This is a genomic window from Marivirga tractuosa (assembly GCF_042140215.1).
GTDB lineage: Bacteria > Bacteroidota > Bacteroidia > Cytophagales > Cyclobacteriaceae > Marivirga > Marivirga tractuosa_A.
Genome location: NZ_CP159478.1, coordinates 4,553,749 through 4,578,636, shown reverse-complemented (window position 1 = coordinate 4,578,636; position 24,888 = coordinate 4,553,749). Strand labels below are relative to the sequence as shown.

Genomic DNA, 24,888 nt, shown 5'->3' with positions numbered 1-24,888 from the left:
CTGATGTATATGAGTTTACCATTACACCAAATCAATCAAAAATTGATTATCAATCTGTTAGGATTTATCCTAATCCCACAAGCAACTACTACTTAAATATTCAGTCTGATGCCTTTAATTCAGAGGAAATAGTACTGCAATTACATAATCTGAATGGTAAAGTTGTTCATTCGGAAAACGTAAATAATAATCAATTGAAAATAGGCTACCGAATGGAACTGCCAAATCAATTGAATAATGGTATGTATCAGCTAAAGATAGTGGATGGTGGTAAATTAGGTATCTTTAAGATTATCTTGAGATAAGTTCTCAAACTCTTTGAATTGATCTTCGAAGGAGATAATATGATTTTGTTATATAATAGCAATTATTAAAAGAGCTTAAAGTATAATGAACCATGGTAGGTGGCGAACAGTCCATCTCATCCAAATAGTTAATTTTCAGCCTCTGGTGAGTTACCGACCTGAGGCTATTTTTAGATAACAATGATGTAAAAGTATTGGTGAAACCATCCAAACTGGCTTGATTTCCAGATAGTTATCAGGTGGCTCTTAAAAATAAACTTATACGTTTGAATAGTTGTAAACCGAAATGTACCAATCGAGCCTAAATATTTGATGTTAAACAGTCTTTTTAGTGCTATTGTTAGATGAACTATTCCATAGTCTGCTCTTTCTTATCGGCTAGAAAATTATATACAAACATTGAGATTGCTAGGTTTTAGCATATTTCTTCATACGGGAAGAGGACTTGTAATAATCATTACTGATGATCTGTTGTCTGAGCAATGAAAATTAATTATCAAGTCAATCCTTTTGAAATTGTAGAAACCATTCATAAATATTTACGGGTTCAACCTCGGTTTTATTCCAATCGTTATGCCCAGAATCGTACACCCTTCTCCAAGCATTATGGCCATTATCCTCAAATAGGATTAGTTCAGCCTCTACATCTGGTGGGCATTCATTTAAAGAATTCACCATACTTTTTGAGCCATTCGAACTGACTATTCCATCATTTTCATTGTGAAATGCCCAAATAGGAACCTCTTTTAATTCACAGGCTTTATTGGAATTACCGCCACCGCTAATCGGCACCATCGCGGCTAATCTATCTGGATACTCAACTCCATAATTCCATGCAGCAAATCCGCCTCCGCTTATACCTGTCATATAAACTCTTTTTGGATCTATGGGGTAGTTTTCCAATGCCTCATCCACCATTTCATTGATCATGTGGATATTCCAATTATTTTTAATGTGTTGAGGTGAAAATACATACATTGGAATATCATTTCCTTTGTCAATGAATTGCGGTAAGGAGCCATTCCTGATGAGGTTTATTTCGCCCTGATTTGCAGTTTCGCCATTTCCACCCATGAAAATAACAGCAGGCATTAGTTTTTCAGGATACTTCAGCCCTTCTTCTAGTTGATATACTAAATATAGTACTTCCCTATTTTCTTCAGTAGATTCAAATGAACGAACACTTTGACGATCATTAGTTTCAAATTCTAATACAAAAGTCTCATCTCGCACACTATCCTTTTCAGGGTGTGCTAAAATTGAATAGACATAATATTTTTTTAAAGCAGATAATCCGTCATATGTGACCTTTAAGGTGTCTTCGGTTGAATTCATTGATTCTACACCACTTAGCAAGACATCTTCCGATGTCTCTTGATCTACCAAATTTTTAATATCTTCAGCTTTTTCAACTTCTAAGTCCTTTTCACTAAGGATATAATAAACTTTTACTGTAGATTTTGTTTTTATGAGTAAGTCGGCTGATCTAATTCCTGCCCTAACTTGTGGAAATTCATCTGCCCAATCCAATATAATTTCAGTTTCTTGTTCTTCCTCTTTTTCAGTTTCTTCAATATCGTTGTCTTGAGGGGAGACATCATTTTTTTCTGTGCAACTCGAGAGGATATAAAATGATAAAATGAGAAAAGCGAATAGATAGTTTACTTTTTGCATATCTTTAATTTCATATTTATATGATAAAATTAATAAATATTATTATAATTTCAATTTTTTAAATATAAATTCTGGTATAGATTTTATGATGGACATGATTAAAAACCATATTGGTTTATAATAAATGTTATTTTTTCCTTTATTCATACCTTTTAAGATAGCTTTGGCTAGTTTGGAAGGGTTTGCTGTTAGCAGCTCAGGTGTTTTTAATCCATCTATCATTTTTGTTTTAACAAAACCAGGTTTTACTGTCAATACACTCACTTTATGGGGGTATAATCTATTTCTTAGACCCGAGAGATAGGTGGTTAAACCAGCTTTAGCCGCGCCATAAAAATAATTGCTTTGTCTTCCTCTCTCTCCTGCTACGGAACTTATGCCAGCAATAAATCCATGTTTTCTCTGTTCAAAATCGTTTGCAATAATATTTAAAATTGAAACGGCACCTATGAAATTGGTTTGGATGATATTTTGCCATGAGTCATCTTTTTCAGCTTTTTCTTGCTCTCCTAATATTCCAAAAGAACATAAAACGGCATCTGGTTTTTCTGTTAAGCTCTCATAGAAATTTTTATGCCCATCAATTTTATCAGCATCAAATTGACTAATGTAAACCTTGGTTTCATGTTTGGCCACAATATCAGATTGCAATGCCATTAATTTATCAATATTTCTGCTACATAAAGTTAAGCTTATTTTTTCTTTAGCAGCATGATAAGCCACTTGCTCTGCAATATCACTATTGGCACCTAATATCAGAAGGTGTTTAAATTTGTATGGCATATATTCAATTGTTCTTTTAAAGGTATGTTATAAACTTTGATAATTAAATTCAATTTACTCGAATTTCATGCACACTTAAATCATGTTATTACATTTTAAATTAATTCTAATCTTTTGGATAATAAACTTTGAAATTTCTTTTCAGGGTTTATTTCCATTATGATTTCCTGAAATTCTTTTAATTTAGGATAACTGTCTTTCAGCATTTGGCTGCTCATTCTGGCATCTTTTGTTAAATAAATTCTACCACCTGCTTCTTTTACTATTATATCAAGCTCATCCAAAAATTGAAACAAGCCATTTCTTAAAGGAAAATCCAAAGCTAATGTGTAGCCTTCCATTGGGAATGATAAAAACCCTTCATCCTCAGGGCCAAACATTTTTAATACTGCCAAAAATGAGCCCCAGCCTTTATCTGTTATTTTTTTTAGTATTTTTTCTAGGTAAGTCTTTCCGTTTTCCTTTGGCAGCACGAATTGGTATTGGATAAATCCTCTTTTCCCATAAATCCTATTCCAATTTAAAATTGAATCCAATGGATAAAAGAAAGGGTCATAATGCGACTGTAATTCTTTTTTAGATTTTATGTTTTTATGATAATACAGTTTATTGAACCATTTGATCGTAAAGTCATTTAATACGAATTCAGGAAAGTTAAACGGAACATTTATGGCCTTATTGCCATGAGGGATTAACTTCTTGTTTTTATTTTGAACTTCATTTTCTTTACTGTGCTCACCTAACATTAAGATGCTTCTGCCAAAGTTTTTTCCTTTTTTTAAGCAATCAATCCACGCTACAGAATAAGTGTAACCTGCATATTGGTCAAAATACTCTAAGATCTCAGAAAGGTTATGGGCTTTCAGTTGCAACTGGGAAATGTTAGTGGATTCAATTTTTTTTAACTGAATAGCAGCAGACACTATAAGCCCAGAAAGTCCCATTCCACCTATAGTTGCATAAAATATGGATGAGTTTTGACTTCTATTGCACCTCATGATTTCTCCATTTGCCAATAAAATGTCAAGGAATTGAATATGGCGGGAAATGCTCCCTTCCACATGGTGGTTTTTTCCATGAACGTTAGCGGCAATGGCACCACCCAAACTAATAAATTTTGTGCCAGGTGTTACGGGTAGAAACCAAGCATGAGGTGCGATAACTTCCAATATTTCAGAAAACAGAATTCCACTTTGCGCAATGAATAAACCTTCTTTTTTATTAAAATGGAGTATTTTATTATGCCTCAAACTGGAGCAAACGTTATCTCCTAAGGAAGCATCTCCATAGCTTCTTCCATTTCCTCTTGCTATAAATTCATCTTGCAAAAAAGACGGATCATTCTCGCTGCCTATTGTATAATGTTTTACTTCAGCTTCAATTTCAGGAAACTTGTTCCAATTCGTAATAAGTGTTCTTTGCATCGAAAAAGCTATCTAGTTGCTATTGATTCACAAGTTACAAATTTTGAATAATTCTCAGTCGATTTATTAATAAACTATGATGTGAATATAAAAAAGCATAAATTCGCAAAGAGGAAATACTATCAATCAATTGACCATTGGAAATCGAAAAAAAGCCCTTTTTAGACTATATACATAATTTTAGAGGCCTTGCTATTATTTTTATTGTAGGCATTCACAGTATTATATCAATTCCATGGCAAGGTTTTTCTGTTACAAAATCTCTACTAGTTGGTATTTTTAATAATGGAACAGTGCTTTTTGTCTTTATAGCGGGTTTTTTGTTTTATTATCTTTGCCATAATCAATTCAATTACTTTAAGTACCTCAAAAAGAAATTAAAATTTGTGATCTTCCCTTATCTGATAATTTCTGTCCCTGCTATTGTCGATAAACTCTTTATTGATACTGGTGATCATTGGTGGATGACTCCGGAATTTCAGGAGGCTTCAATTATGTATAAAATATTTTGGATGCTCATAACTGGACGTCATTCGGGGGTTTTATGGTTTATTCCGATGATTGGTATATTCTATCTAGGGTCATATTTTTTTCGGAATTTCAGTAATAAGAGGTTATTTGATTATATAGTCCCTCTAATCTGTATAGTTGGCCTTTGGACAGTTCGATTTGGCTATCATGCTAATCCAATCATTTCATTTGTTCATTTTCTTCCCATTTATCTTTTAGGGATGTGGGTAGCTAAGCATCGCCTGAAAATACTGTCAGTAAATAATCTTTGGCTTATTTTATTGAGTACTGGATATATAGTTATGACTGCTTTAGAGGTATATGATATTATTCCTGTGAATAAATATCTTGAGCTAAGGGATAAGAAGGCAATGGTGTTTATATTTAACCTCAGTAAGTTGAAAGCCATTTTATTATGTATTTTATTGATTATTGGCTTTAAGAGGTTGAACGATTATCGTTTTCCTCTATTGGTGAAAACCGGAAATGATAGTTTTGGTATATTTTTTCTTCATTTATATATCATTAATATATTTCAAATACTAGTACAGAAAGGAATAATTCCAATTACTAGTTTAAACGTCTTTAGCTATTCAGTTTACTTAGTTGCTATTTTAGCATTAGCTATGATAATTATATTTTTTGTAAAAAAGGTGTTTGGTAAAAATAGTAGAATAATAATAGGAAGTTAATTCAATAATAATGACAGTAAAACCCAATTTTCTTATAGTAGGAATGGCAAAATGTGGAACTTCCTCATTGGCACAGTATTTACAACAACATCCTGATGTTTTTATAACCAAGCATAAGGAGCCTAGATATTTTTCAAGCCAATGCATGCAATTTCCTATGGGTGGGCCTAAGGATAAGCAAGTGGAAAGTTGGTATGTTAAAGATTGGGATCAATATTTGAAAATGTTTGATTCTGCTAATGAGAAAGCAGTTGGAGAGGCTAGTGCTGATACACTTTATTTTCATTCATGTACAATTCCGCTTATTAAAGAAAAATTAGGAAGTCCTAAAATCATAATCATTCTAAGAAATCCAGTGAAAAGGGCTTTTTCTGCATATCAACATTTAATAAGAGACGAAAGGGAAAGTGGAAGTTTTGAGGAAGCTTTAAAGAATGAGCCAGAACGGATTAAAAATAATTACGAATTGATCTACCATTATAAAAAGGTTAGTCAATATTACGAACCTGTAAAAGCTTTTATGGATAATTTTGAAAATGTAAAAGTTATCTTAAATGAGGATTTACAACATGATACTGCAAATTGCATAAAGGAAGTGTTTGAATTTTTAGATGTTGAACCAGATCAAGAAATTCAGTTTGATTTGAGGTTTAATGTTTCTGGTAAACCAAAAAACAGATTGCTTCATGAAAGTCTTCAAAGCGAAAACAGAATCAGGAAAATGGTAAGACCATTAGCCAGGTTATTATTTCCAACAGAAGAAAAAAGAAAACGCATGGTGACTTGGCTTTCAGGTAAAAATATGAACCAGTTAGAATTGAATGAATCTACTGCCAAGGAATTATATACTTTCTTTCAAAAAGATACAGAAAAACTGAAAGATTTGATTGATAAAGACCTTAGTCAATGGAAATATTAGCGTTACTTTTTAAAAACTTTTTTAAACGCCCTTATCCCATAATCACCAAAATATAAGCCAATGCTCTTTAGAGAGATGTCATAGTTTTTATGCAAATAGATTTGATTGATCAATAAAACTATGACCATAGTGCTTAATGTGGCAAATGCGGCACCCATAACGCCCAAATATGGGATAAGTATAAGGTTTAAAATCGTGTTGATTACTGCATTTCGCATAACGAAAAACATATTTCTTTTGGCTCTCCCTACAGCATCCAGCACCACCCCCATTTGCTTATTAAATGGAATCAATAAGCCATAAAGCATAGTGATATTTAAAATTACACCAGCTTCCGCATATTCTTTGCCAGCTAATAAAGCCACAATTTCATTGCTGAAAATTATTACAAAAATTGCAAATGGAACACTAAATAGTAATATCACAGCCACTGATTTTTCATATAAAGATTTCATAGCAGATTCTCCATCTGCTTCAGCCCTACGAACTGCTTCAGGAAATAAAATACTGGCAAGTGCCATGGAAGGGACTTCAAATAAATTTGCAATTCTAATGGCAACATTATAGACAGCAACGGCCGCAGGGGTTAAATACCAACCGATCATCCAAATATCAATATTTCGCATCAAAACGGCACTGATGTTAGTGCCTAAAGTGTATTTTCCATAAGAAAAGAGTTCGCGTGTCCACTTTTTGCTCATTTGGAAACTAAGCTTTCTTTTGCTTGCTATAAAAGAAACTAAAGTGCCAACTAAAGCTGAAGCCCCAAACCAAACCCCTAATTGAAATAAAGTAAGTGGTACTTCAAAAAAATAATGAAACAACACTACAAAAAACAAAATCCCATTTTTGAAAAAATAGCCTAAAAATGGCCCAAAAATTGAAAATTAGCTCTTTGAATATAATCCAGATGGAAAAATAACGCCAGTATTAAGCTGGTAGGTATAAAAATATATAGCAATTGAACTAAACTGGGTGATTGCCATGCTTCTGACAATGGAATGGCAATAAGTGACAATAGCAATGAAATGCTAAGGGAAAATATAAAATTCAATACTAATGAAGTGGATTGGATTAAGCCTTTTTCTGATTCGTTTTCAGTATTGCTAAATCGGATTAAGGGGTTCTTGAAAAATCCATTTCTTGCGGTTTCCAATAAGGTAGCTAAAGAAATGAACAACATCCAGGCACCATATTCTTCCTTCCCTAATATCCTTACGAGCAGAATAAAAGTAAAGACTCCGAAAATCAATACCGATATTCTTTCGAGCAATGTAAACTTTCCTGATTGAATCCAATAGGATTGTTTTTTGGGCATGAAGCTATTTAGTTAGATGTTATATTAGCCAAATTTAATATAAATTTTAATGCTCATCATCTTAAGTTATGTATGATTTAAAAAAATAAGGATTAAGTACTTTCTGAAATATAAGGGAAAGATCAAATTCTACCTGTTGATAATGATTTTTTTATGATATATTTTATCTTTCAATTGGATTAATAAAAAATACATGCCGTTTTTAATCTCTTTGGTGAGCATCAATTCAGCGTAATTCTGACTCAAATAAACTTCTTTTCTTTTTAATATTTCTTTCCCATCTATATTTATTAGGCTTATCTGGAGAGAATTATATTCATTCCCAAATGACCTTATTATTAGGTTATCATTTTTTATCGGATTAGGGTGAATATAAATCCCATTTGAATGCAGATTATTACCTGTTACAGCAAAATGAAAGGAAGGAGAACTCAGAAAACAGGAATTTGACTCTACTTGAAAATAAAAATTACCATTTTGATCAGGGATTAAAATAGCTTCTGTTGCACCTTCAATTAAAATACTATCTCTAAACCATTGAATGTTGTGTGAATAATTTGCCATTAATTTATTATCCACCTGGGTGATTTCAGGTAGTGGAAGATCTAATTCAAACTTTAAATTAAATCTATCTTTAGGAGAAATGGAGTCTTCTGAATGAACTGAAAAATCATATTGAAAATTATCATGAATTAGCATCAGACTGTCAATTAAGTGGTCATGTAGTAGGTAGTTTCCAGCAGGAGAGTCTTTCAGTAATGCTTTAAATCCTAATGAATAATTCCCATTTTCTAAGCCTTCAATCCCTAATTTACTATTAAAACATTGATCATTCGGAAGGTTTTTAATTGCCAGAGGCATTAAATCATCTTTTTTATAAAAAATATTGAAATAGCCATTAATTTTTTTGACCGCATCAATATTGGGTAAGAACTCAGTTGAACCAATTGTATTCATTTTATAATATAATCGATCAATAAATTTCTCATTTGAAAGAGTAATGACCAATCCTGAAGTTGATGCAGAAGTTTTTCTAAATGTAGTGGCATTGCCCAATTCAATTTTAGCAGCTTCAGAAATCGTCAGGCTGGGAGTTTCATCTATAGACCTGATCCAAAATGCTTGATTTTGAGAGATGATACCAGAAAACTCAACATCGCCCACTTCTCCATCCCATACTAAAAATCTACCGCTTTCTACTGAATTATCTGCAATGCTAATACTATTGCTCAAACCAGAAGAATTCCAACCAATATTTCCCCATAATACTGGAGTAGCGTATGGATTGGCTATTAAATTCCATCCAGAAAGTTCGTCTCCAATATTCAAGTTTCCATCTAAAGTATAATTAAAATCGGATTGAACTAATTCTCCGTTCCATTTGATTTTTGCTTTATCATTTTCATTTCTAAAAAACACTGCATAGCCTTTGCCGACCTCAAATATTTCTTGGTTTGTACTGGTCGGGAAGGGGATCCAGTTTTCACTATTTGTATCGTAACTGAACATGGAAGGAGCATTTCCTAATCCGTTTCCAGTACTGGAGCCTGTAAAGGAGCCAGTTACAGGGATGTGTTGTTGAAAATCTTCAATTGTAAAATTCAAAGCACTACTGCCAATATATCTATAGAGCCTTCCTGCTGGTATTATTTTTTCAATTTGTACATCCCCTTCAACACTTCCTGTATTATTTAATATATAAGCCGTCATGGAATCAGTGGCAAGAAGTTGCATATAACCATTACTGCTTATCACTCCATTTACTGCATCAATTTCGCCATATAGTTTTAAGGAATCTGATAGTATTATTTTATTGGCTCCAGTAATATTAAAGCTCATATCTTTAAGGATATTTCCAGCTTCATCCAAATTGAGGAATACATCTTGTGCTGGATTGGCGTCAATAAATAGATTGCTTTTGTTGCCCAGTTTTATTTTTCCGTTTGTAGGATTTTCAGAAAAAACATTGTCCCCTGAAATATTAAGGTTACAGTGGCCAGCATCCAATAGTGAGTTTTCAGCTAAGTTAATTCTACTCAAATTAATAATTATTGCCGGTTCAGTTAAAAATTCCAGTGTATCTTCTCCTAAAAGTTCAATTGAATTAAAATTTAGAATAGTGCCCCCGTAAAAAAGTTGATGTTTTTTATTCGAATCAAATATAATTGAAAATGGTGAAGTGGGTGAGAAATCACTCATTCCTTCAATGGTCAAATCATTTTGAATAGTTATACTAAGGCTTTGTGTATTATTTTGAATAGTAGCCCCTTCACCAAGTAATAAGTTGCTGACAAACAAAGAATCTTCGGTTATACTTAATACATTGGATGTAGTTACTTCAATATTTCCTGCATCTCTATTATTTAATTGTCCATTTGCGTTATAGATGATATTTGAATTAGGGTGGATTTCTTCAAAATCAACAATTGTTGAATTGTTGATTTGAAGGGTAGAGGCGGAATCTAAAATAAGTGGAATAGCCAAAGAATCATTTAAAGTTAAATAACTCCCAGGTTTTAAATGAATATTGGTCACCACACCTGTTTCTAAAATAGCTTGGGTAGTGTAGGCACTATCATTAATGATGAAATTTTGAAAATTTTCCTGAAATGTTTGCGGATTTTCAGAACTTGTGTTTTCTACCCAATTTTCAGGCAAGCTAATATCTGAATCAGGTATTAGTTCATAGGTTTTGGGTTCTTGGTCGAAAACCAATAATTTCCGAATAACTGAGATGCCTGAAACACCAAGATTATTTTTGTTTCCAGAATAAGGTGTAGCACTAATGGTATAACTTCCAGTTCTAACATTCCATTCAGGAGGATTTCTTCTTCTACTTAATAATAATCCAACCGTTTCTCTGTTTTCAGTTCTTATATTTTGATAAGCATTTATAGCAAATCTAAAGCTATTACAAACACCATCGTCAATTGCCCTAATATTGATATCATCAGTACCTAAGTTGAATAGATTAATGATGTTGTCTCCAGTCTCCAAAGGAAAAAGATCTATATTATTTTCGCCATCCTGTAACATTAGGCCGGTCATAAAATTTAAACTCCCTGGTATTTCATCAAAAATTTCAATCTCCACAGTATCGGAATGGCTTAAAGCATCATTATCAGTGGCGGTTAGCTTAATTAGGTGGATCCCTTCTTCATTTGGTAAAAGTCTGATGTTATTATCGTCAATTATCTCTATTTCAGCTGAAGCAGGGCTAATCACTTCCCAGTCGTAGTTTATTATATTGCCGTCTACATCAAAAGCAAAGCCATATAGGTTTATGAATTCATCTGGCATCACTAGTTTTAAATTTGGACTTAAACCAACATAAGGTTTAGCATTGGTAGTTACCCCTTTTTCAAAATTTAAAAGCCAATCGAAAATTGATAAGCCCATTGTTTCAGGATATATGTCATTCCAAATATCATGCCCTCTGGAAGGTATTAAATCAAATCTTGCTTTATACTGTCCGTTGCAGTTATTGACACTATCAACCATTTCTCCAGTTGCATTGATGAATGGATCTACCAATCCATCGTTTCCACCGTGTATAGCCCAAATCGGGATGTCTTTCAATTGGCATGCTGTAGAAATATCTGCTGGCCCTGAAATTGGAACAATTGCAGTTGTTTTTGCGGGATAATCTGCGGCATAGTCCCAACAGCCTTTTGCACCCAAACTTACCCCAGTCAAATATATCTGGTCTTCGTTGATGTTGTAATTGTTGATAATATGAGAGATCACCTCATCAATAAGATCAGTTGGCCAACTTTGGTCGTTCGGATTTGCTATCTCCTCATCTCTTGGTAATTGTGGAGTTAGCACAACAAATGGATAATCATCTGGCCATTCGCCTCTATCGATTAGCCAAGCAGGACTTCTGTTTGAATTATTTTGTAGAAAAGTATTTAAATCATCTCCAATTTCACTACCACCCATGAGGGTTACTAATAATGGACTTGCATTTTGAACTGGGTCATAATCAGGAGGTGTGTAAATTAAATAATTGGTTCCTGCGAGGCTTTGACCTTCTGTTTGTTGAGCGAATAATGTGAAGTTGATGAAAAGTAAAGAAATTAATATCGCTATTAATATTAACAATAGACGAGTGCGACTTAAAAAACTTTCAGTATAATATATAATTCGATGAAGCCACATTATTTTTCGATTGATAGATCAAGGTTCGTATATAAATTAACGAAGATTTTTTTGAATTATTGAAAAACATGCATAGGTTTATTGCTAAATCCTTGTATACAACAAATGTTAAATTATCGGCTGATCATCATCGCAGTTTTAAGCACTTTTATATTTTTCTTAAACCAGTATGCTTTTGACGGCTATATCCAAAATAAAGAGAGTTTAGCGAAAGAATTACAATCGACTTCCTTTAACTTATCAGAATGGGGGCTAAGCAAAACCCCTCCTTTTAAATATCGGATACTTTTTCCTTTGGTTGTTAAAGGTGTAAGTAAGATTATTCCTGGTGGAGGAAGTGAAAATCAAAAGTTCTACTGGAGTTATTTGATTTTGAGTTGGCTATTCTTTATTGCTACATCTTGCATGCTTTATCTTTTATTACTAAAGATTTTAAAGTCAATTTCTTTATCTTTTTTAGGTGTATTGCTGCATCTCACCATGGCACCAGTCCTTTTCGCTTATACACTACCAGTACATACCAGGGAAGATCAATTGGCGTTTCTATTTTTATTGTCAGCTATTTATTTTCTGTATGATAGAAAGTATGCTTTTTATCTCATTATAATTTGCATTGGTGTGTTTATTAGGGAAACATTATTGCTGTTACCATTTTTAGTATTGCTTTTTGCAAAGGTATCAATACTTCAAAAACTCATTTTTAGTGCATTACCATTATTAATCTGGTTGATATTTAGGTGGCAGGCGGGAACTGAACCATACGATTTTTGGCTAGGACTTAATTGGAATTTATCAAATCCTTTTCAATTGGTGTTTTTTAGTTTTTTATCATTCTCCTATTTATGGCCACCTTTTCTTTTTTCTTTTAGAAACAATCAAAATCAGAATGATAATATTGGTTTGTTTTCCAATAAGGCAGTTTTTTTAGCTGTTTTTATGATATTTTTAACCACTTTCCTTTTCGGGATCTTTAATGAGATTCGATTATTGTATTTGATTTTTCCATGGGTAATAATATCCAGCCTAAAACATATTGCAAAGCATCAGGATTTGTGGATTAATTTTCTAAAAAATAAATATGTGCTAATAACTTCAATACTGATGATTCTTTTAGTTGTTATTTTTGCACCATTTATTTCAGTATTTAGCGAAAGAGCTTTAGGTAAAAATCAATATGGTGTACCTTATGAGTTGTGGGTTATTTCATTTTTGATTTATTTAATACCGACTATTTTTTCAATTATATTTTATTTATACTATCAACCTCAATATAAAAATGATAAGCTTGAAGCTATTAAATCAAAATGATAGGCTGAAAATAATTGAGTGGGTTATTATTGTTGCAACACCTTTCATCCCGCTTTTATTTTCTTTTCCCTACAGGATAAATTTATTTTTAGCTTGGGAAGGTGCTTTTCGAATTTCCATGGGGGAAATTCCTTATCGTGATTTTGGTACTCCAGTGGGTTATGTTTTTTGGATTCTCCCAGCCATTTTCTTTAAAATATTTGGCCCTTATGTAATCACTCTTCTGAAGGTTCAAGTATTTATAAATATCATTTCAAATTTTCTGTTTACTAGAATTTTTAAGCAGTTAAAGTTGGATGTTGGGGCAAGGATAGTGGCCTTAATTGTTTTTGTATTATCCTATACTTTGTTCAATTTCTGGCCATGGTACAATCATTTTGTATTTGTTTTGGAAATGGCATCACTACTTTTTGCATTGAAGGTTGTGGCAGAAACAGAAAGAAAAAAGCTAATTCTTTATTCATTTCTTTCAGCAGCTTTTGCGGGATTAACCTTTATGACAAAACAAGATACTGGAGGTTTTGCACTCTTGTTTTCAGGAGCCATCATTTTATTTGCTTCATTAAAGAAAAAGCAGTTCTTAAGTATTCTAACCTTTGCGGGTAGCTATTTATTTGTAATGGCATTATTAATTGTGCCTTTTTTGGGGTATGATTTTCAATATTGGTTTAATTACGGTCAGCCTCCACATTTCTCGAGATTAACCATATTCGATTTAATTGATGAATTTTTAGGTGCTTCTAAATGGATTAAGTTTTACCTAGTATTAATCATTGGAATTTTATTTTATCGAATAAATAACAATTGGAAAGCAGTATTTGATACTCAAATATTCATACCTTTTTTCATTGGTCTTTTTATATTATTTCAGGCTTCTATTATTCAAGTGACAAGCTACACCCCTCTAGACGGAAATATTTATTTCCATAGTATCATTGCTGGAATTGTATTGCTCCAAATTGATAAAAAAATATTATTCCGTAGAAATTGGTCATTGTTTATAATCATATGTTTGGTAGGGCTATGGTGGTCTAATGTGTTTTGGGTCAGGAATATTCGTTCGAAAGTAAAGCCGTTTTTTGATAAAACAGAAGAGAATGTTGTTTCTAAAAACACTTATGTATTAGAAAATGATACTTCCAAAATGAAACGGTCTAATTGGCTGATTCCTGATATAAAAAGTTTTAAGGGCATAAAGATACCAGAGGAGACTGAAACTGGAATTCATAAAATTTTGGCTATGCCAGTAATTAAACATTCAAATGATAATTTGAAAGTGCTTAATATGTCTGAATTAACACAATTGGCCTATGAAATTCCATATAAGACTGAAAAGGGAACTCAACATCCGTTATGGTATCACCATGGAGTAGCATTTTTCGATAGGGAAGTGGAGTATTTTTGCAAAAAAATTGGTAATGAAGAATATGATTTGATTTTATTTCAAGATATTCCTGATCTAAATAATTTCTACCCCTATGATGTAAGAGATTGTATTATAAGAAATTATGAGTATAAGTTTAAATTTTTGGCTCCGAGAATTCCCGAGGAGTCTTATATTGAAGTTTATGTAAAGAAAACAAATCAAAATGAATAGATTCATTTATTTTTATGCAAGACTTGCTTTAGATATTATTGAATCTCCTAGCAAAGCATATCGATTGATGAAAAATAAGAATGGTTGACAATCTGGATCTAATTTGATTTCTTTTAGTTTTTAATATGTATATCGTGATGACAACAAAATCAAAAAAACGCATTTCATGAGGGTGTTTTTTATAGAGATTAACTATATACCTGAGTTCGATTCTAATTTAGGATTCAGACCGCCTATAAATAGTGAGTTTCAAGTCTGGCTATTGTAAAGAATTTTTAGGTAGAAAATCGCTGTTTAGAAGTGGAATAGGAAAAGCTTTTCCATATAATTTTATATACTGAGTTGTCTTCCCTCGATGTAGCCCGCTATATCTTCTAAAAGACGCCTTGTCTATTGAATGGATGCCAGCCATAGGCTGGTCACCCCTTGGGTGAAAAATCTGAATTTACAAATTAGAGTCGAACTCAGGTTATATCAGAAGGGTTTAATTTCAGATACAGACAAACCAAATTTGATTTTCTAGTGCATATAATATGGGGATTTACCTTAAAAAAGCTTGCAATTGCTGAAAAAAAATTATCCAATGATCACTGCCAAATTTGGTTTAAAGTTCATTTTTATTTTTTTGTTTTAAGCAAGCCCTACTTATTATTCACCATATAAATGAAAAATGATGGATATTTTTGCTTGTAATAAATAATGAAAAATTATTGTATATCTTCAAGTGGGACGCCAATCAAAGATTCTAATTTCAATTTTGCGTTTTTTAAATCATTTGAAGCCTGAATATTACTTATCTTTTTTTGATTAATTAGATTGTTGCTGGCATTATATTTATCAAATGATTCTTCACCTTGTTTAAAACTTTCCTCTACTATACTGTGATTCATCTCAGCATCTTCCAGTGCCAAAGATTGGATTTTGTAGATTTCTTCAAACATTAAGTAATCATTATAGGCAGAAAGCACCTCTCGCCTGAGTTCAAGCTTTAAAGCGTTTACTTTGCTTTCAGCCATTTCCACTCTTAATTGGCTTTGTTTATTTTCCACAGGATTAGTAAAAAGCTGTCCTAATGGTAAAGCTAGACTAAAGTTATATCTTGGGAAAAATTGAGATCTATTTGTGATATCTCTCGCTGGATCAATATTGAATTCATTTAAATTTCCTGTCATCCTAAATCCATCCAACCAATATCTTTTTGAAATTTTCAAATCATACTTTGCCAAGTCAACTGATTTTTTGACTTCTTCATTAGCAGGATGATTTTTCCATGCTAATTGCACTAATTTTTCTTCAAAACTGATATCCGAAATCCCTTCAGGTAATATTACTTTATTATAGTCGATTGATTGAGAGATACCATTAATGCAGGTCATGACTAAAATAGACAGCGATAATATAGTTCTTAGCATATTATTCAGTAATTTAAATTAAAGTTATTATAAAAGATACAAACAATCTATTTTATTATGATTTTTGTTCCTCTATATCTAAATCAGGCAGTTTTACCATTAATGCATAAGTTGCAATAACCAGAATATTTACTGGTTTTTGAAATAAAGCGTCTTGCGTATAGTGTGCTACAGTTAAACCTAAAAAAGGAATGACGTACATCAAATTATAGGTTCTTAATTTTGGACATTTAAGACTAAAGTAATTTGATATCCCTTTTATTACAATAGCACCATTTAAGCAAATCACCAAAAACACACCAATCCAACCCATTTCAAGTGCAGTCCTTAAGTAACCACTGTCTGGATCATAACGACCCGCTAACGGATGACCTCTAGAGTACCGTAGGCCTGCATTTCCTGCAGTATTTATTCCACCACCAATTGGGTTTTTTTTAATATATTTTTGTAATCGTATTCTTTTCACATCACGAACGTTCATGGATGCATCTTCTGAAAGATTTAATGTTGATCTCATACGATTAATAGGCCCGCTGTAAAAAGGCCCAGTAATTAGAATGGTGACCAAAATTATAACAAAAACACTTATCCCAAGTATTCTAGGATCACGTAAGTTCATGAAGATGAACAAAAACACTCCAACTGCAACCATTGCATAAGCAGTTCTCGTCCCTGCAAATGACATTGCAAAAAACATGAAGAGCGTCATGAAAACCAAGGCAAATCTTTTTGACTTAGAATAGCGCCAAAGACATCATAAGTGTAGAAAGTCCAGTAAAGCCTAAAAACAGACCGTAAGCTGATGGGTCGGAGAGAAAAGAAAATTTTCTCATCTGACCCCAAACGAAATACAAATCATAACGGTTAGGAACTGCCCTTATCCAGCGCCATTCGAAATCTCTAAGGCCAAAATATTCTTGAAAAATACCGTAGGAAGCAACCATCATGGCTATTATAAGCCATGAAATCGTGAAGAATTTTATGTGGCGAATGCTACTAAAAAAATGTAAAATAATATAAAACAGCAAAAATGTCGTTAAAAATCGAGATGAAGCTAACCAAGCAGAGATGCTGACAGCATTAGGGTTTGCAATTTGTAAAATGAAATAAGAATAAAATATTATTTGTATGATTACAATGGGTTCATTTAATTTCCACTGAAAACTGTTCTTACCTTTCTGTTGGATTAGTAATGCAATAAAAATTAATATAATAAGGAACTCAACCGCAATTCCATAGGGCACATCAACCATTAATATTCTATCAATCAAGAATATAAATGAACTATAAACTAATAAAATATAAAGGCCTGTCCTATAACTCCAAAAGATACTAATTACAACAAGAAATGATACAATTGTGATTAATAGTATTACGGCTAATAAATAAGATATTTTGACCATCAAGTAAGGAATTAGAATAGCCAAAAATAGAAGAGCCAGTACTTGAAATATTTGTCTCAATGATATGTTTTTCTTAAATAAATTCATTCAATAAATGATATTTTAAGAAAGATTATTAGATAAATAAATACAACATAAGCCACGCATATAAATATGATGAAATCTCTTTTTGTAAACCTCTTTCCATTTTTATTATCGCTCATAGTAAGATTGATTTTTAATAATATCCAATATCTGAAAAGTTCTATTAGTCCAATTATTTGAAGCTACAAATTCAATTCTTTTTTTTGCCATTTCTGGGCTGTTTTCATTTATTGCTCTCTGAATTTGAGTTGTAAAATCTTGCTCATCATCACTTAAATATATAACATCTTTAAAGCTTTTAATATCTTCAGAGAAATTAGTTGTGATCACGGGAAGGCCTGCCGCCAAATATTCATTAATTTTCAAAGGATAAATACTTTTGGTTAACTCATTAATAAGAAATGGAATTATTGAACAATTCATTTTTCTAAGGTAGGGTATTAATTCTGTAGGTTTTTTTGAGCCTGCAAAGAATACATTATCATATTTCTTCAGTTTTTGAAGTTCGGGTTTGTTGGTATTAATTGGGCCAACCATTAGCAATAAATACTCAGGATATTCATTAACTATATTTAAAAGTAGCTTGTAATCTATCCGATGACAAATATTGCCGACATAACCGATTACCACTTTATATTTTGCTAAAGTTTCACCTAATTGGACTTCGCTACCTTCCTGATTTAAGGTCTTATTGAAAAGTCTAACATCAGCGGCATTAGCAACCAAATGAGTGTTTTTATTATATATGCTTAACTTTTTCTTAAGATGAGAAGAGGTAACAAGTACCAAATCAGAAGATTGAGCATATTTTTTTTCGAGATATGGCCCATGTTTTTTAATATAATCAGATTGGCTGATATCATCTACTGATTGGTAAATGGACAGTTTTGCAGGGGTAGATTTGGAAACAAAATTATAAAAAGGGTTAAATGAATTATAGATTATGTAATCTTTTAACTTTTCCTGTTTTACAATCTTTTTTATAGAACTGTTAAATAAAGTATTATTGAATTTTGTAAATATATCGTACACTTTCCCTTTAGGCATCCAATTTATAGGTAAAACAGCATGTGGAGTGACAGCAATTAAATTGTTTTTTATTTTATATGTATTATTTACTCCAAGGAAGAGTGCAGGAAGCCTTTTTGTAATTTCTTTTTTATGAATGTTAATGAATATGTCTTTTAAGGTCAATGGATTTTCAATATAGTAAACTTTTTTTTGCTGATTTGATAATTCTTCAGCAATAGAAAATGCAGTAGAAGCATATTGACCATCCCATCTGGCTAATGCAATGTATATAATTTGAGAAAACTCCATTTCACAAAAGTAATATTTATTACAACGAAATCTTTGAGATGTGCAAAATTTAACTGTAATTTTAAAGAATTAATTATGGTCTTTTTAATTTTGGAATTTCATCTAACAATTATTGATATAAATGAATTCATTCAAGAATCTTCCTAATTTTCTCATAATTGGCGCAGGTAAATCAGGAACAACCAGTGTAGATAATTATTTAAAGCAACACCCCAACATTTTTATCAGCCCTGTGAAAGAGCCTAATTTTTTCGGATATGAATTAAATACTGCTAAAGATTTTGAGGGTAAACCTCAGTTGAAGCATTATAATAGTTCGGTCACAAATATTGATGAATATTTAAAATTATTTGAAGGAGCAGAATCATATCAAGTTAGGGGTGAAACATCCAATACTTATATGTATCATGAAAATGCAGCAGCTAGAATAAAACACTATATTCCTGATGCTAAACTGATTGCCATTTTAAGGCAACCTGCAGAAAGGCTATATTCTAGATATTTGCACCTGGCAAGAGATAGTAAATTGCCCACTCAAAAGTTTGAAGATTGCTTGGATAGAAACTCTATTTGGTGGGAACGAAATGACCTGATAAAGGAAGGTTATTATGGAAAATATCTAGACAGGTATTTTAAGCTTTTTGATCAGTCGCAAATAAAAGTTTTTCTATATGAAGAATTAAGAGAAAACCCAGAGAAACTTCATCGGCAGATTTTTCAATTTTTAGGTGTTCAGGAAGATTTTGAAATTGATTTTTCAATTACCTACAATCAGTCGGGATTTATTAAAAATCCGATAGTTGACAAATTAATTGGGTCAAATAGTTTTTTTTTCAAAGGAATGAAAAAAATCATTTCAGAAAAAAGCATTCAAAGAATAAAGGGAAATAAATTCCTTTTCAAGAAAGTAAATGATTTGAGAAGTAAAAACCTCTCAAAGCCGAAATTAACTAAAGAATTGAAGCGTCAAATATCTAATGAAATCTATAAAGAGGATATTCTTTTGTTACAAAAATTAATCAATAAAGATGTTAGTCATTGGCTGGATTAGACGTTTAAATTTTTATAATCAACTAAATTAAGAATTGCGCCAGAAAGCTTATCTTCTTGCTTTTTAAGGTAAGCGATCGAATCTTTATCCATTTGTTTAATACTGTCTTCCGCTGAAAATATTGGGATGATTTTATCAACATATTTCACTAATTCTTTGGAGTCAGAATAATTATTTAATGCGGAGCCTTCCAATAAAATATAATCGAATCTGTTAGATAAGCCTTGAATCAAGCTATTAAAATCCTTGTTGAAAAAAATCTCCTCTGGGGATTCGTTACCTCCTCCATTACCAATTATAAATATGTTTTTATGTTTTGTAGGTTGTACTAGATCAATATCGCTTTGTGTACTATTTTCATTTTCTTCCTCTTCATTATATAGCCTTAATTCTGTCCTGTCTGTTTTGCCTTGATCAAGATATTTAGTTTTTTTCTTAGGAGAGATTAGCCAATTTGATAAGGCGTTGTTTTTAAAATTAGTGTCAATAATGAGCACTCTTTTTTTGATCATGCTTAATACAAAAGCCAAAGAAAAAATTGTAAAAGTTTTGCCTACACCTTCTCTAGCACTAGTGATTAAAAAAGTTTTGGCATTATCATTTTCAATCTCATATCTTATTTTTCTAAGAAAATGCTTAAATAATTCCAATTCATCGTCTTCCTGTTTTTTGGCGAAAAGGTTGATGAAATTCAATTTTTTGGTATCAATTTTGACCAAACTACCTGAAAGTTTTAAATCTGAAAGCCTTTCAAATTGAGCAGGGGTTTTCATACTGGTATCAATGACTTCCAACATAATAATTATAAATATACAAAGTCCAAATGTGGCAAAACCAGCTAATATTATGATAATTAGCCTTTTAGATGGTTCAGGGCTTGCAGGGGGGACAGCTTTATAAACTTGTCTGATCGAACCAGCAGAAGCCATTAATTTATTTTGAGCTTCATTAAATTTTTCAACAGCTGCTAAGTATTCATCCGAAGCTACTTGCACATCTCTTTCTAATGTACTTAAAATTGCCTCATTATTGGCATAGCTTGATAAATTACCTCTAATATTGTTGATTTTATTATTTACATCAGCAAGTCTTGATCCTTGAACCTGTAATTCGATTTCGGTACTTTTAATTAGGTCTTGAAGTTCACCTGCACTTAGCCCTTTTGTTGCTTGTGCAGAATTGCCTCTTTCCATTAATGTCAATTCTACTTTATATTGTTGCCTTAGTAAATTAAGCGAATCTAGAAGTTGTGCATTATTAGAGCCTGAGCTAATGAATTTCTCATTTAGATTGTCAATCTTTTTTTTGATATTTAAAATCCTTTCATTCGAACTTGATGTTGAAACATTTCTATTTCCACTCGTTTTTTCGGCTAAAGTGGCTTTGTAATCTTCCAACTTTAATCTTAATCCGTAAATATTATTGTTGATTTGGTCTCTTTGCGATTCTAATTCATACATTTGAGTGGAACGATTGTCATCCGCACTGCTTCCAATTAAATTGTTACTTGATTTAAATACCTTTAGCGCTTGATTTTTATCATCCAGCTCTTCCTTCTTTCGCTTTTTTAATTCTTCGAAAAAAGTAACCGATTCGCTGGTTGATTCCCTTTTCGTATTGGCATAGTACCGAAGAAATTCATCACAATAAACATTTAGGACATTAGCTGATTTTTCAGGGTCTCCAGATACAAAAGAGACCTGTATGAAGTCAGTATTTGGTAGTCTTTTTATATCAAACCCATTTCGGAAGAAATTAAAGGTGTAGCCATATTCGTTTAAAATTTCCCTTAGTAATTTTGATTTTTCGTCTTCTATAGAAAATGATTCCTGTTTTCTTAGATAAGATTGAAAAATAGATTCAGCTAAAAGTAGTTCGTCATTTGTGAAATTTGATTTTGGTGTATCAGCTTCTAATTCTTTGTTTATTCTATCTATTGCCATTTTGTATGAAACCATATTCAAGATCGTGCCTGATTTCATAATAGCTAGCAAGTTGTTAAATTTTAAATCAACTTCTCTTAGATTGAATCTCTCGTCTGATATATTAACGCCTTCATTAGTAGTGAAACCAGTAGCAATTTGCGTATTAGATCGATAAATGGGCTTTAAATTCATGGTGAGTAGAAAAGCCGCTATAACTGAAATTATTGGAATGAGGATGATTATCCATTTCTTTCTCCATAATTCATTTAACAGGTATAAAATATCCATGAGGATTTAAATTTAAGGTCTTTTAAACTAACAGTAAATATCGTAATAGTTCATTAAAAAATTGCTTTTAAGTTAATATAGTTAAGTAATACACTAAAAGAAAAACTTAAAAGATTCTTTGCAATGCAAGATTACTTTTATAAGGGATTTTTGCTACAACTAGCATTATAATATCAAATTTGACGAATACGGCATTAACTTCAATAAGTAATTCAAAATCATTTATTTTAACGATTAAATTTGATTCTGTTGTAAATTGGTATAATTATTCATCTTTTGCACTCTTGTTTTATTAAATTCTATCTAAAAAATTAAAATGCCCTATTTGAAAGTTGTCAATATTTTTATGGAAATATCTTGATTAAAGCAATAACTTGACCAGATATTGAATTCATGAACTGAATGATCAAACAATGTCAAAAAGATAGGATAGCTTCTTGCGAAATCAAAAAAGTATACTCTCTTGCTCATTTAGGATGTTAATTGAATGCAATTAAATATTTTTTCATTACAAAACCTCGTTCAACTTGTAAACATTTTGAGATGTTTAGTTAAAATTTTTTCTAATCAGAATGTTTTAGTATGTTTATTTCAGAAACAACAGCCAATTAAATTTTGCTCTGAGTAAAAGAGGAAAAATTAAGAAAAAACTTATCAATTTTTAAATACGCTTAAGTGAAGATATTAGGAATTTCTGCTTTTTATCATGATTCTGCGGCAGCAATTGTGGAAGATGGCAATATTATAGCTGCAGCTCAAGAAGAACGTTTTACTCGTAAAAAGCATGACCCGTCATTTCCAACAAATGCGGTGAAATATTGCTTACAGGAATGTGCTACTTCTTTAGATAAGCTGGATGCCATTGTCTTTTATGATAAGCCATTTTTAAAGTTTGAACGACTCCTTGAAACTTATTATGGTTTTGCACCCAAAGGGTTAAAATCCTTTATAACCGCTATCCCAGTATGGCTAAAAGAGAAGATTTTCTTAAAGAAATTAATATTTGATGAGCTAAGAAAAATTGAGGCTTTCGATAAAAAAAAGGTTAATTTATTATTTCCAGAGCATCATTTGTCTCATGCAGCCAGTGCATTTTTCCCTTCTAATTTTAAGGATTCTGCCATACTAACTATTGATGGTGTAGGCGAATGGGCCACAGCCTCTATTTGCCACGGAAAAGATAACAATATAAGTATCTTGAAGGAATTAAAATTCCCTCATTCTCTGGGATTATTGTATTCTGCATTCACTTATTTTTTAGGGTTTAGGGTTAATTCAGGGGAGTATAAATTAATGGGATTAGCGCCTTATGGGAGAAAAGATCATGAGAATATTAAGAAGTACGAGGAAGTAATCAAATCGGAATTGATTCATATTTATGATGATGGTTCGATATGGTTAAATCAAAAATATTTCAATTATGCCACAGGCTTGAAAATGGTTAAGGATAATGCCTGGGAGCCGCTTTTTGGCATGACTAAACGGGAGCCAGAAGGCGACCTAGAGCAAAAACATTGTGATTTAGGTCTGGCCATTCAGAATGTCACCGAAGAAATTGTGATTAAAATGGCCCGCCATGCAAAGGAAATAACCAATAGTGATTATTTATGCTTGGCAGGAGGGGTTGCATTGAATTGCGTGGCAAATGGTAAATTATTAAATGAGAAGATATTCAAAGATATTTTTATTCAACCAGCAGCAGGAGATGCTGGTGGTGCATTAGGAGCAGCCTTGATAGCTTATTATATTTATTATAATAATGAAAGAATTATTTCCGATGAGTTAGATCAAATAAAGGGCTCGTATTTAGGCCCTTCCTATCTGGATAAGGATATTCAATATGTGGCAAAAAAGTATGGTGCCAGCTCTTCTCTAATCAAAGATGATGATTACTTCTATTCATTGGTGGCTGATTTATTGGCTAATGGCTCAGTTGTTGGTTGGTTTCAAGGGCGCATGGAATTTGGCCAAGGGCATTAGGAGCAAGAAGTATATTAGGCGACCCGAGAAATGAGGAAATGCAAAAGAAACTAAACCTAAAAATAAAATATAGGGAATCCTTTCGTCCATTTGCACCCTCTATTTTAGAGGAAGACTCATCAGAGTTTTTTGATAAAAAAGTGATTTCTCCATATATGTTGGAAGTACAGCCAATTAAGGAAGGGAGAAGAAAAAAGTTGCCTGAAAATTATCTTTCACTTCCTTTAAGGGATAAATTGTACAGTCTTAGATCAGATGTGCCTGCTATTACGCATGTGGATTTCACAGCTAGAATTCAAACGGTGTCCAAAAAGACAAATCCTGAATATTGGAATTTGATTAAAGCCTTTAAATCCAAAACAGGTTATGGAATGGTGGTGAACACAAGTTTTAATGTAAGGGGCGAACCGATAGTTTGTACTCCAGAAGATGCTTACAGGTGTTTTATGCGGACTGAGATGGATTATCTAGTAATGGGTAGATATGTATTTGACAAATCGCAACAGCCAGAGTGGAAGGATACCGATAACTGGAAAGCGGAATACGTTTTAGATTAGATTATTATATTTTAAAATATACAAAAAATGGATTTTTTAAGAGATTTATGGCACTTTATAAAAGCCAGAAAAAAATGGTGGTTAGCGCCAGTAATTATGCTCCTAATTTTGATAGGGGTATTATTGGTTTTAGGTGGTAGTTCAGCTATTGCGCCATTTATCTATACATTGTTTTAG

The 24,888-nt window shown here is 32.1% G+C and carries 20 protein-coding genes; 9 read left to right on the top strand and 11 right to left on the bottom strand.

The genetic code is table 11. The features are described from left to right. The first annotated feature begins 20 nt into the window (after positions 1-20). Positions 21-305: a T9SS type A sorting domain-containing protein gene (locus ABWH96_RS20345; protein ID WP_375581501.1), complete on the top strand. Its 285-nt coding sequence runs from the start codon at positions 21-23 to the stop codon at positions 303-305. A 501-nt stretch (positions 306-806) separates the two neighbouring features. On the opposite strand, the gene ABWH96_RS20340 is transcribed toward ABWH96_RS20345, so the two are convergent. From ABWH96_RS20340 to ABWH96_RS20330, 3 genes are all read right to left on the bottom strand, one after another. Continuing rightward, entirely contained in the window at positions 807-1,979 is a 1,173-nt protein-coding gene (locus ABWH96_RS20340; RefSeq protein ID WP_375579325.1) for a hypothetical protein, read from the bottom strand. Positions 1,980-2,021: 42 nt separating this feature from the next. Next, a complete protein-coding gene (locus tag ABWH96_RS20335) occupies positions 2,022-2,762 on the bottom strand; it encodes an SDR family oxidoreductase (RefSeq protein WP_375579324.1) in 741 nt (246 codons plus the stop codon). Positions 2,763-2,857: 95 nt separating this feature from the next. Beyond that, entirely contained in the window at positions 2,858-4,186 is a 1,329-nt protein-coding gene (locus ABWH96_RS20330; protein WP_375579323.1) for an FAD-dependent oxidoreductase, read from the bottom strand. Positions 4,187-4,323: 137 nt separating this feature from the next. Between ABWH96_RS20330 and ABWH96_RS20325 the strand changes: the two genes are divergently transcribed. Continuing rightward, positions 4,324-5,388, top strand: a complete 1,065-nt coding sequence (locus ABWH96_RS20325) for an acyltransferase family protein (RefSeq protein WP_375579322.1) — start codon at positions 4,324-4,326, stop codon at positions 5,386-5,388. Between the two features lie 10 nt (positions 5,389-5,398). Beyond that, on the top strand, positions 5,399-6,307 hold the full coding sequence (locus ABWH96_RS20320) for a sulfotransferase (protein WP_375579321.1): 909 nt from the start codon (positions 5,399-5,401) through the stop codon (positions 6,305-6,307). A 2-nt stretch (positions 6,308-6,309) separates the two neighbouring features. On the opposite strand, the gene ABWH96_RS20315 is transcribed toward ABWH96_RS20320, so the two are convergent. From ABWH96_RS20315 to ABWH96_RS20305, 3 genes are all read right to left on the bottom strand, one after another. Next, entirely contained in the window at positions 6,310-7,146 is an 837-nt protein-coding gene (locus tag ABWH96_RS20315; protein ID WP_375579320.1) for an oligosaccharide flippase family protein, read from the bottom strand. A gap of 23 nt (positions 7,147-7,169) precedes the next feature. Then, positions 7,170-7,625: a lipopolysaccharide biosynthesis protein gene (locus ABWH96_RS20310; RefSeq protein WP_375579319.1), complete on the bottom strand. Its 456-nt coding sequence runs from the start codon at positions 7,623-7,625 to the stop codon at positions 7,170-7,172. Positions 7,626-7,754: 129 nt separating this feature from the next. Next, entirely contained in the window at positions 7,755-11,729 is a 3,975-nt protein-coding gene (locus tag ABWH96_RS20305; RefSeq protein ID WP_375579318.1) for a T9SS type A sorting domain-containing protein, read from the bottom strand. Between the two features lie 162 nt (positions 11,730-11,891). Between ABWH96_RS20305 and ABWH96_RS20300 the strand changes: the two genes are divergently transcribed. Together ABWH96_RS20300 and ABWH96_RS20295 are read left to right on the top strand one after the other, a co-directional pair. Then, positions 11,892-13,094 (top strand): hypothetical protein, encoded by a 1,203-nt coding sequence (locus ABWH96_RS20300; protein ID WP_375579317.1) that lies wholly within the window; start codon positions 11,892-11,894, stop codon positions 13,092-13,094. Beyond that, positions 13,072-14,691: a hypothetical protein gene (locus ABWH96_RS20295; RefSeq protein ID WP_375579316.1), complete on the top strand. Its 1,620-nt coding sequence runs from the start codon at positions 13,072-13,074 to the stop codon at positions 14,689-14,691. The genes ABWH96_RS20300 and ABWH96_RS20295 overlap by 23 nt, the downstream gene beginning before the upstream one ends. Positions 14,692-15,398: 707 nt before the next feature. Here the strand turns inward: ABWH96_RS20295 and ABWH96_RS20290 are convergent. The 4 genes from ABWH96_RS20290 to ABWH96_RS20275 all read right to left on the bottom strand — a co-directional run bounded on the left by ABWH96_RS20290 (position 15,399) and on the right by ABWH96_RS20275 (position 18,910). Next, positions 15,399-16,103 carry a TolC family protein gene (locus tag ABWH96_RS20290; RefSeq protein WP_375579315.1) on the bottom strand — a complete coding sequence of 235 codons (705 nt, stop codon included), beginning with the start codon at positions 16,101-16,103 and terminating at the stop codon, positions 15,399-15,401. Positions 16,104-16,158: 55 nt separating this feature from the next. Further along, complete coding sequence (locus ABWH96_RS20285) at positions 16,159-16,788, bottom strand: O-antigen ligase family protein (protein ID WP_375579314.1); 630 nt, start codon at positions 16,786-16,788, stop codon at positions 16,159-16,161. A 49-nt stretch (positions 16,789-16,837) separates the two neighbouring features. Then, entirely contained in the window at positions 16,838-17,593 is a 756-nt protein-coding gene (locus ABWH96_RS20280) for a hypothetical protein (RefSeq protein WP_375579313.1), read from the bottom strand. Between the two features lie 105 nt (positions 17,594-17,698). Then, on the bottom strand, positions 17,699-18,910 hold the full coding sequence (locus tag ABWH96_RS20275) for a glycosyltransferase (protein WP_375579312.1): 1,212 nt from the start codon (positions 18,908-18,910) through the stop codon (positions 17,699-17,701). A gap of 121 nt (positions 18,911-19,031) precedes the next feature. On the opposite strand from ABWH96_RS20275, the gene ABWH96_RS20270 reads away from it, so the two are divergent. Then, positions 19,032-19,961 carry a sulfotransferase gene (locus tag ABWH96_RS20270; RefSeq protein ID WP_375579311.1) on the top strand — a complete coding sequence of 310 codons (930 nt, stop codon included), beginning with the start codon at positions 19,032-19,034 and terminating at the stop codon, positions 19,959-19,961. Here ABWH96_RS20270 and ABWH96_RS20265 read toward each other — a convergent pair. Further along, on the bottom strand, positions 19,958-22,174 hold the full coding sequence (locus ABWH96_RS20265) for an exopolysaccharide transport family protein (protein ID WP_375579310.1): 2,217 nt from the start codon (positions 22,172-22,174) through the stop codon (positions 19,958-19,960). The two genes, ABWH96_RS20270 and ABWH96_RS20265, sit on opposite strands and share 4 nt — an antisense overlap. Before the next feature lie 675 nt (positions 22,175-22,849). On the opposite strand from ABWH96_RS20265, the gene ABWH96_RS20260 reads away from it, so the two are divergent. The 3 genes from ABWH96_RS20260 to ABWH96_RS20250 are packed head-to-tail and all read left to right on the top strand — an operon-like array spanning position 22,850 to position 24,888. Then, positions 22,850-24,154: a carbamoyltransferase gene (locus ABWH96_RS20260; RefSeq protein ID WP_375579309.1), complete on the top strand. Its 1,305-nt coding sequence runs from the start codon at positions 22,850-22,852 to the stop codon at positions 24,152-24,154. A 38-nt stretch (positions 24,155-24,192) separates the two neighbouring features. Beyond that, complete coding sequence (locus ABWH96_RS20255; RefSeq protein WP_375579308.1) at positions 24,193-24,711, top strand: carbamoyltransferase C-terminal domain-containing protein; 519 nt, start codon at positions 24,193-24,195, stop codon at positions 24,709-24,711. 27 nt (positions 24,712-24,738) lie between these two features. Further along, the gene (locus ABWH96_RS20250) at positions 24,739-24,888 is read left to right on the top strand and encodes a DUF5989 family protein (RefSeq protein WP_375579307.1); all 150 of its coding nucleotides are present in this window, start codon (positions 24,739-24,741) and stop codon (positions 24,886-24,888) included.

Excerpts from the sequence above, each read along its gene's own strand:
- ABWH96_RS20340 (WP_375579325.1), bottom strand. The coding sequence starts at position 1,979 with ATGCAAAAAGTAAACTATCTATTCGCTTTTCTCATTTTATCATTTTAT.
- ABWH96_RS20335 (WP_375579324.1), bottom strand. The coding sequence starts at position 2,762 with ATGCCATACAAATTTAAACACCTTCTGATATTAGGTGCCAATAGTGAT.
- ABWH96_RS20330 (WP_375579323.1), bottom strand. The coding sequence starts at position 4,186 with ATGCAAAGAACACTTATTACGAATTGGAACAAGTTTCCTGAAATTGAA.
- ABWH96_RS20320 (WP_375579321.1), top strand. The coding sequence starts at position 5,399 with ATGACAGTAAAACCCAATTTTCTTATAGTAGGAATGGCAAAATGTGGA.
- ABWH96_RS20310 (WP_375579319.1), bottom strand. The coding sequence starts at position 7,625 with ATGCCCAAAAAACAATCCTATTGGATTCAATCAGGAAAGTTTACATTG.
- ABWH96_RS20300 (WP_375579317.1), top strand. The coding sequence starts at position 11,892 with ATGTTAAATTATCGGCTGATCATCATCGCAGTTTTAAGCACTTTTATA.
- ABWH96_RS20290 (WP_375579315.1), bottom strand. The coding sequence starts at position 16,103 with ATGCTAAGAACTATATTATCGCTGTCTATTTTAGTCATGACCTGCATT.
- ABWH96_RS20285 (WP_375579314.1), bottom strand. The coding sequence starts at position 16,788 with ATGTCATTTGCAGGGACGAGAACTGCTTATGCAATGGTTGCAGTTGGA.
- ABWH96_RS20280 (WP_375579313.1), bottom strand. The coding sequence starts at position 17,593 with ATGAATTTATTTAAGAAAAACATATCATTGAGACAAATATTTCAAGTA.
- ABWH96_RS20275 (WP_375579312.1), bottom strand. The coding sequence starts at position 18,910 with ATGGAGTTTTCTCAAATTATATACATTGCATTAGCCAGATGGGATGGT.
- ABWH96_RS20270 (WP_375579311.1), top strand. The coding sequence starts at position 19,032 with ATGAATTCATTCAAGAATCTTCCTAATTTTCTCATAATTGGCGCAGGT.
- ABWH96_RS20265 (WP_375579310.1), bottom strand. The coding sequence starts at position 22,174 with ATGGATATTTTATACCTGTTAAATGAATTATGGAGAAAGAAATGGATA.
- ABWH96_RS20255 (WP_375579308.1), top strand. The coding sequence starts at position 24,193 with ATGCAAAAGAAACTAAACCTAAAAATAAAATATAGGGAATCCTTTCGT.
- ABWH96_RS20250 (WP_375579307.1), top strand. The coding sequence starts at position 24,739 with ATGGATTTTTTAAGAGATTTATGGCACTTTATAAAAGCCAGAAAAAAA.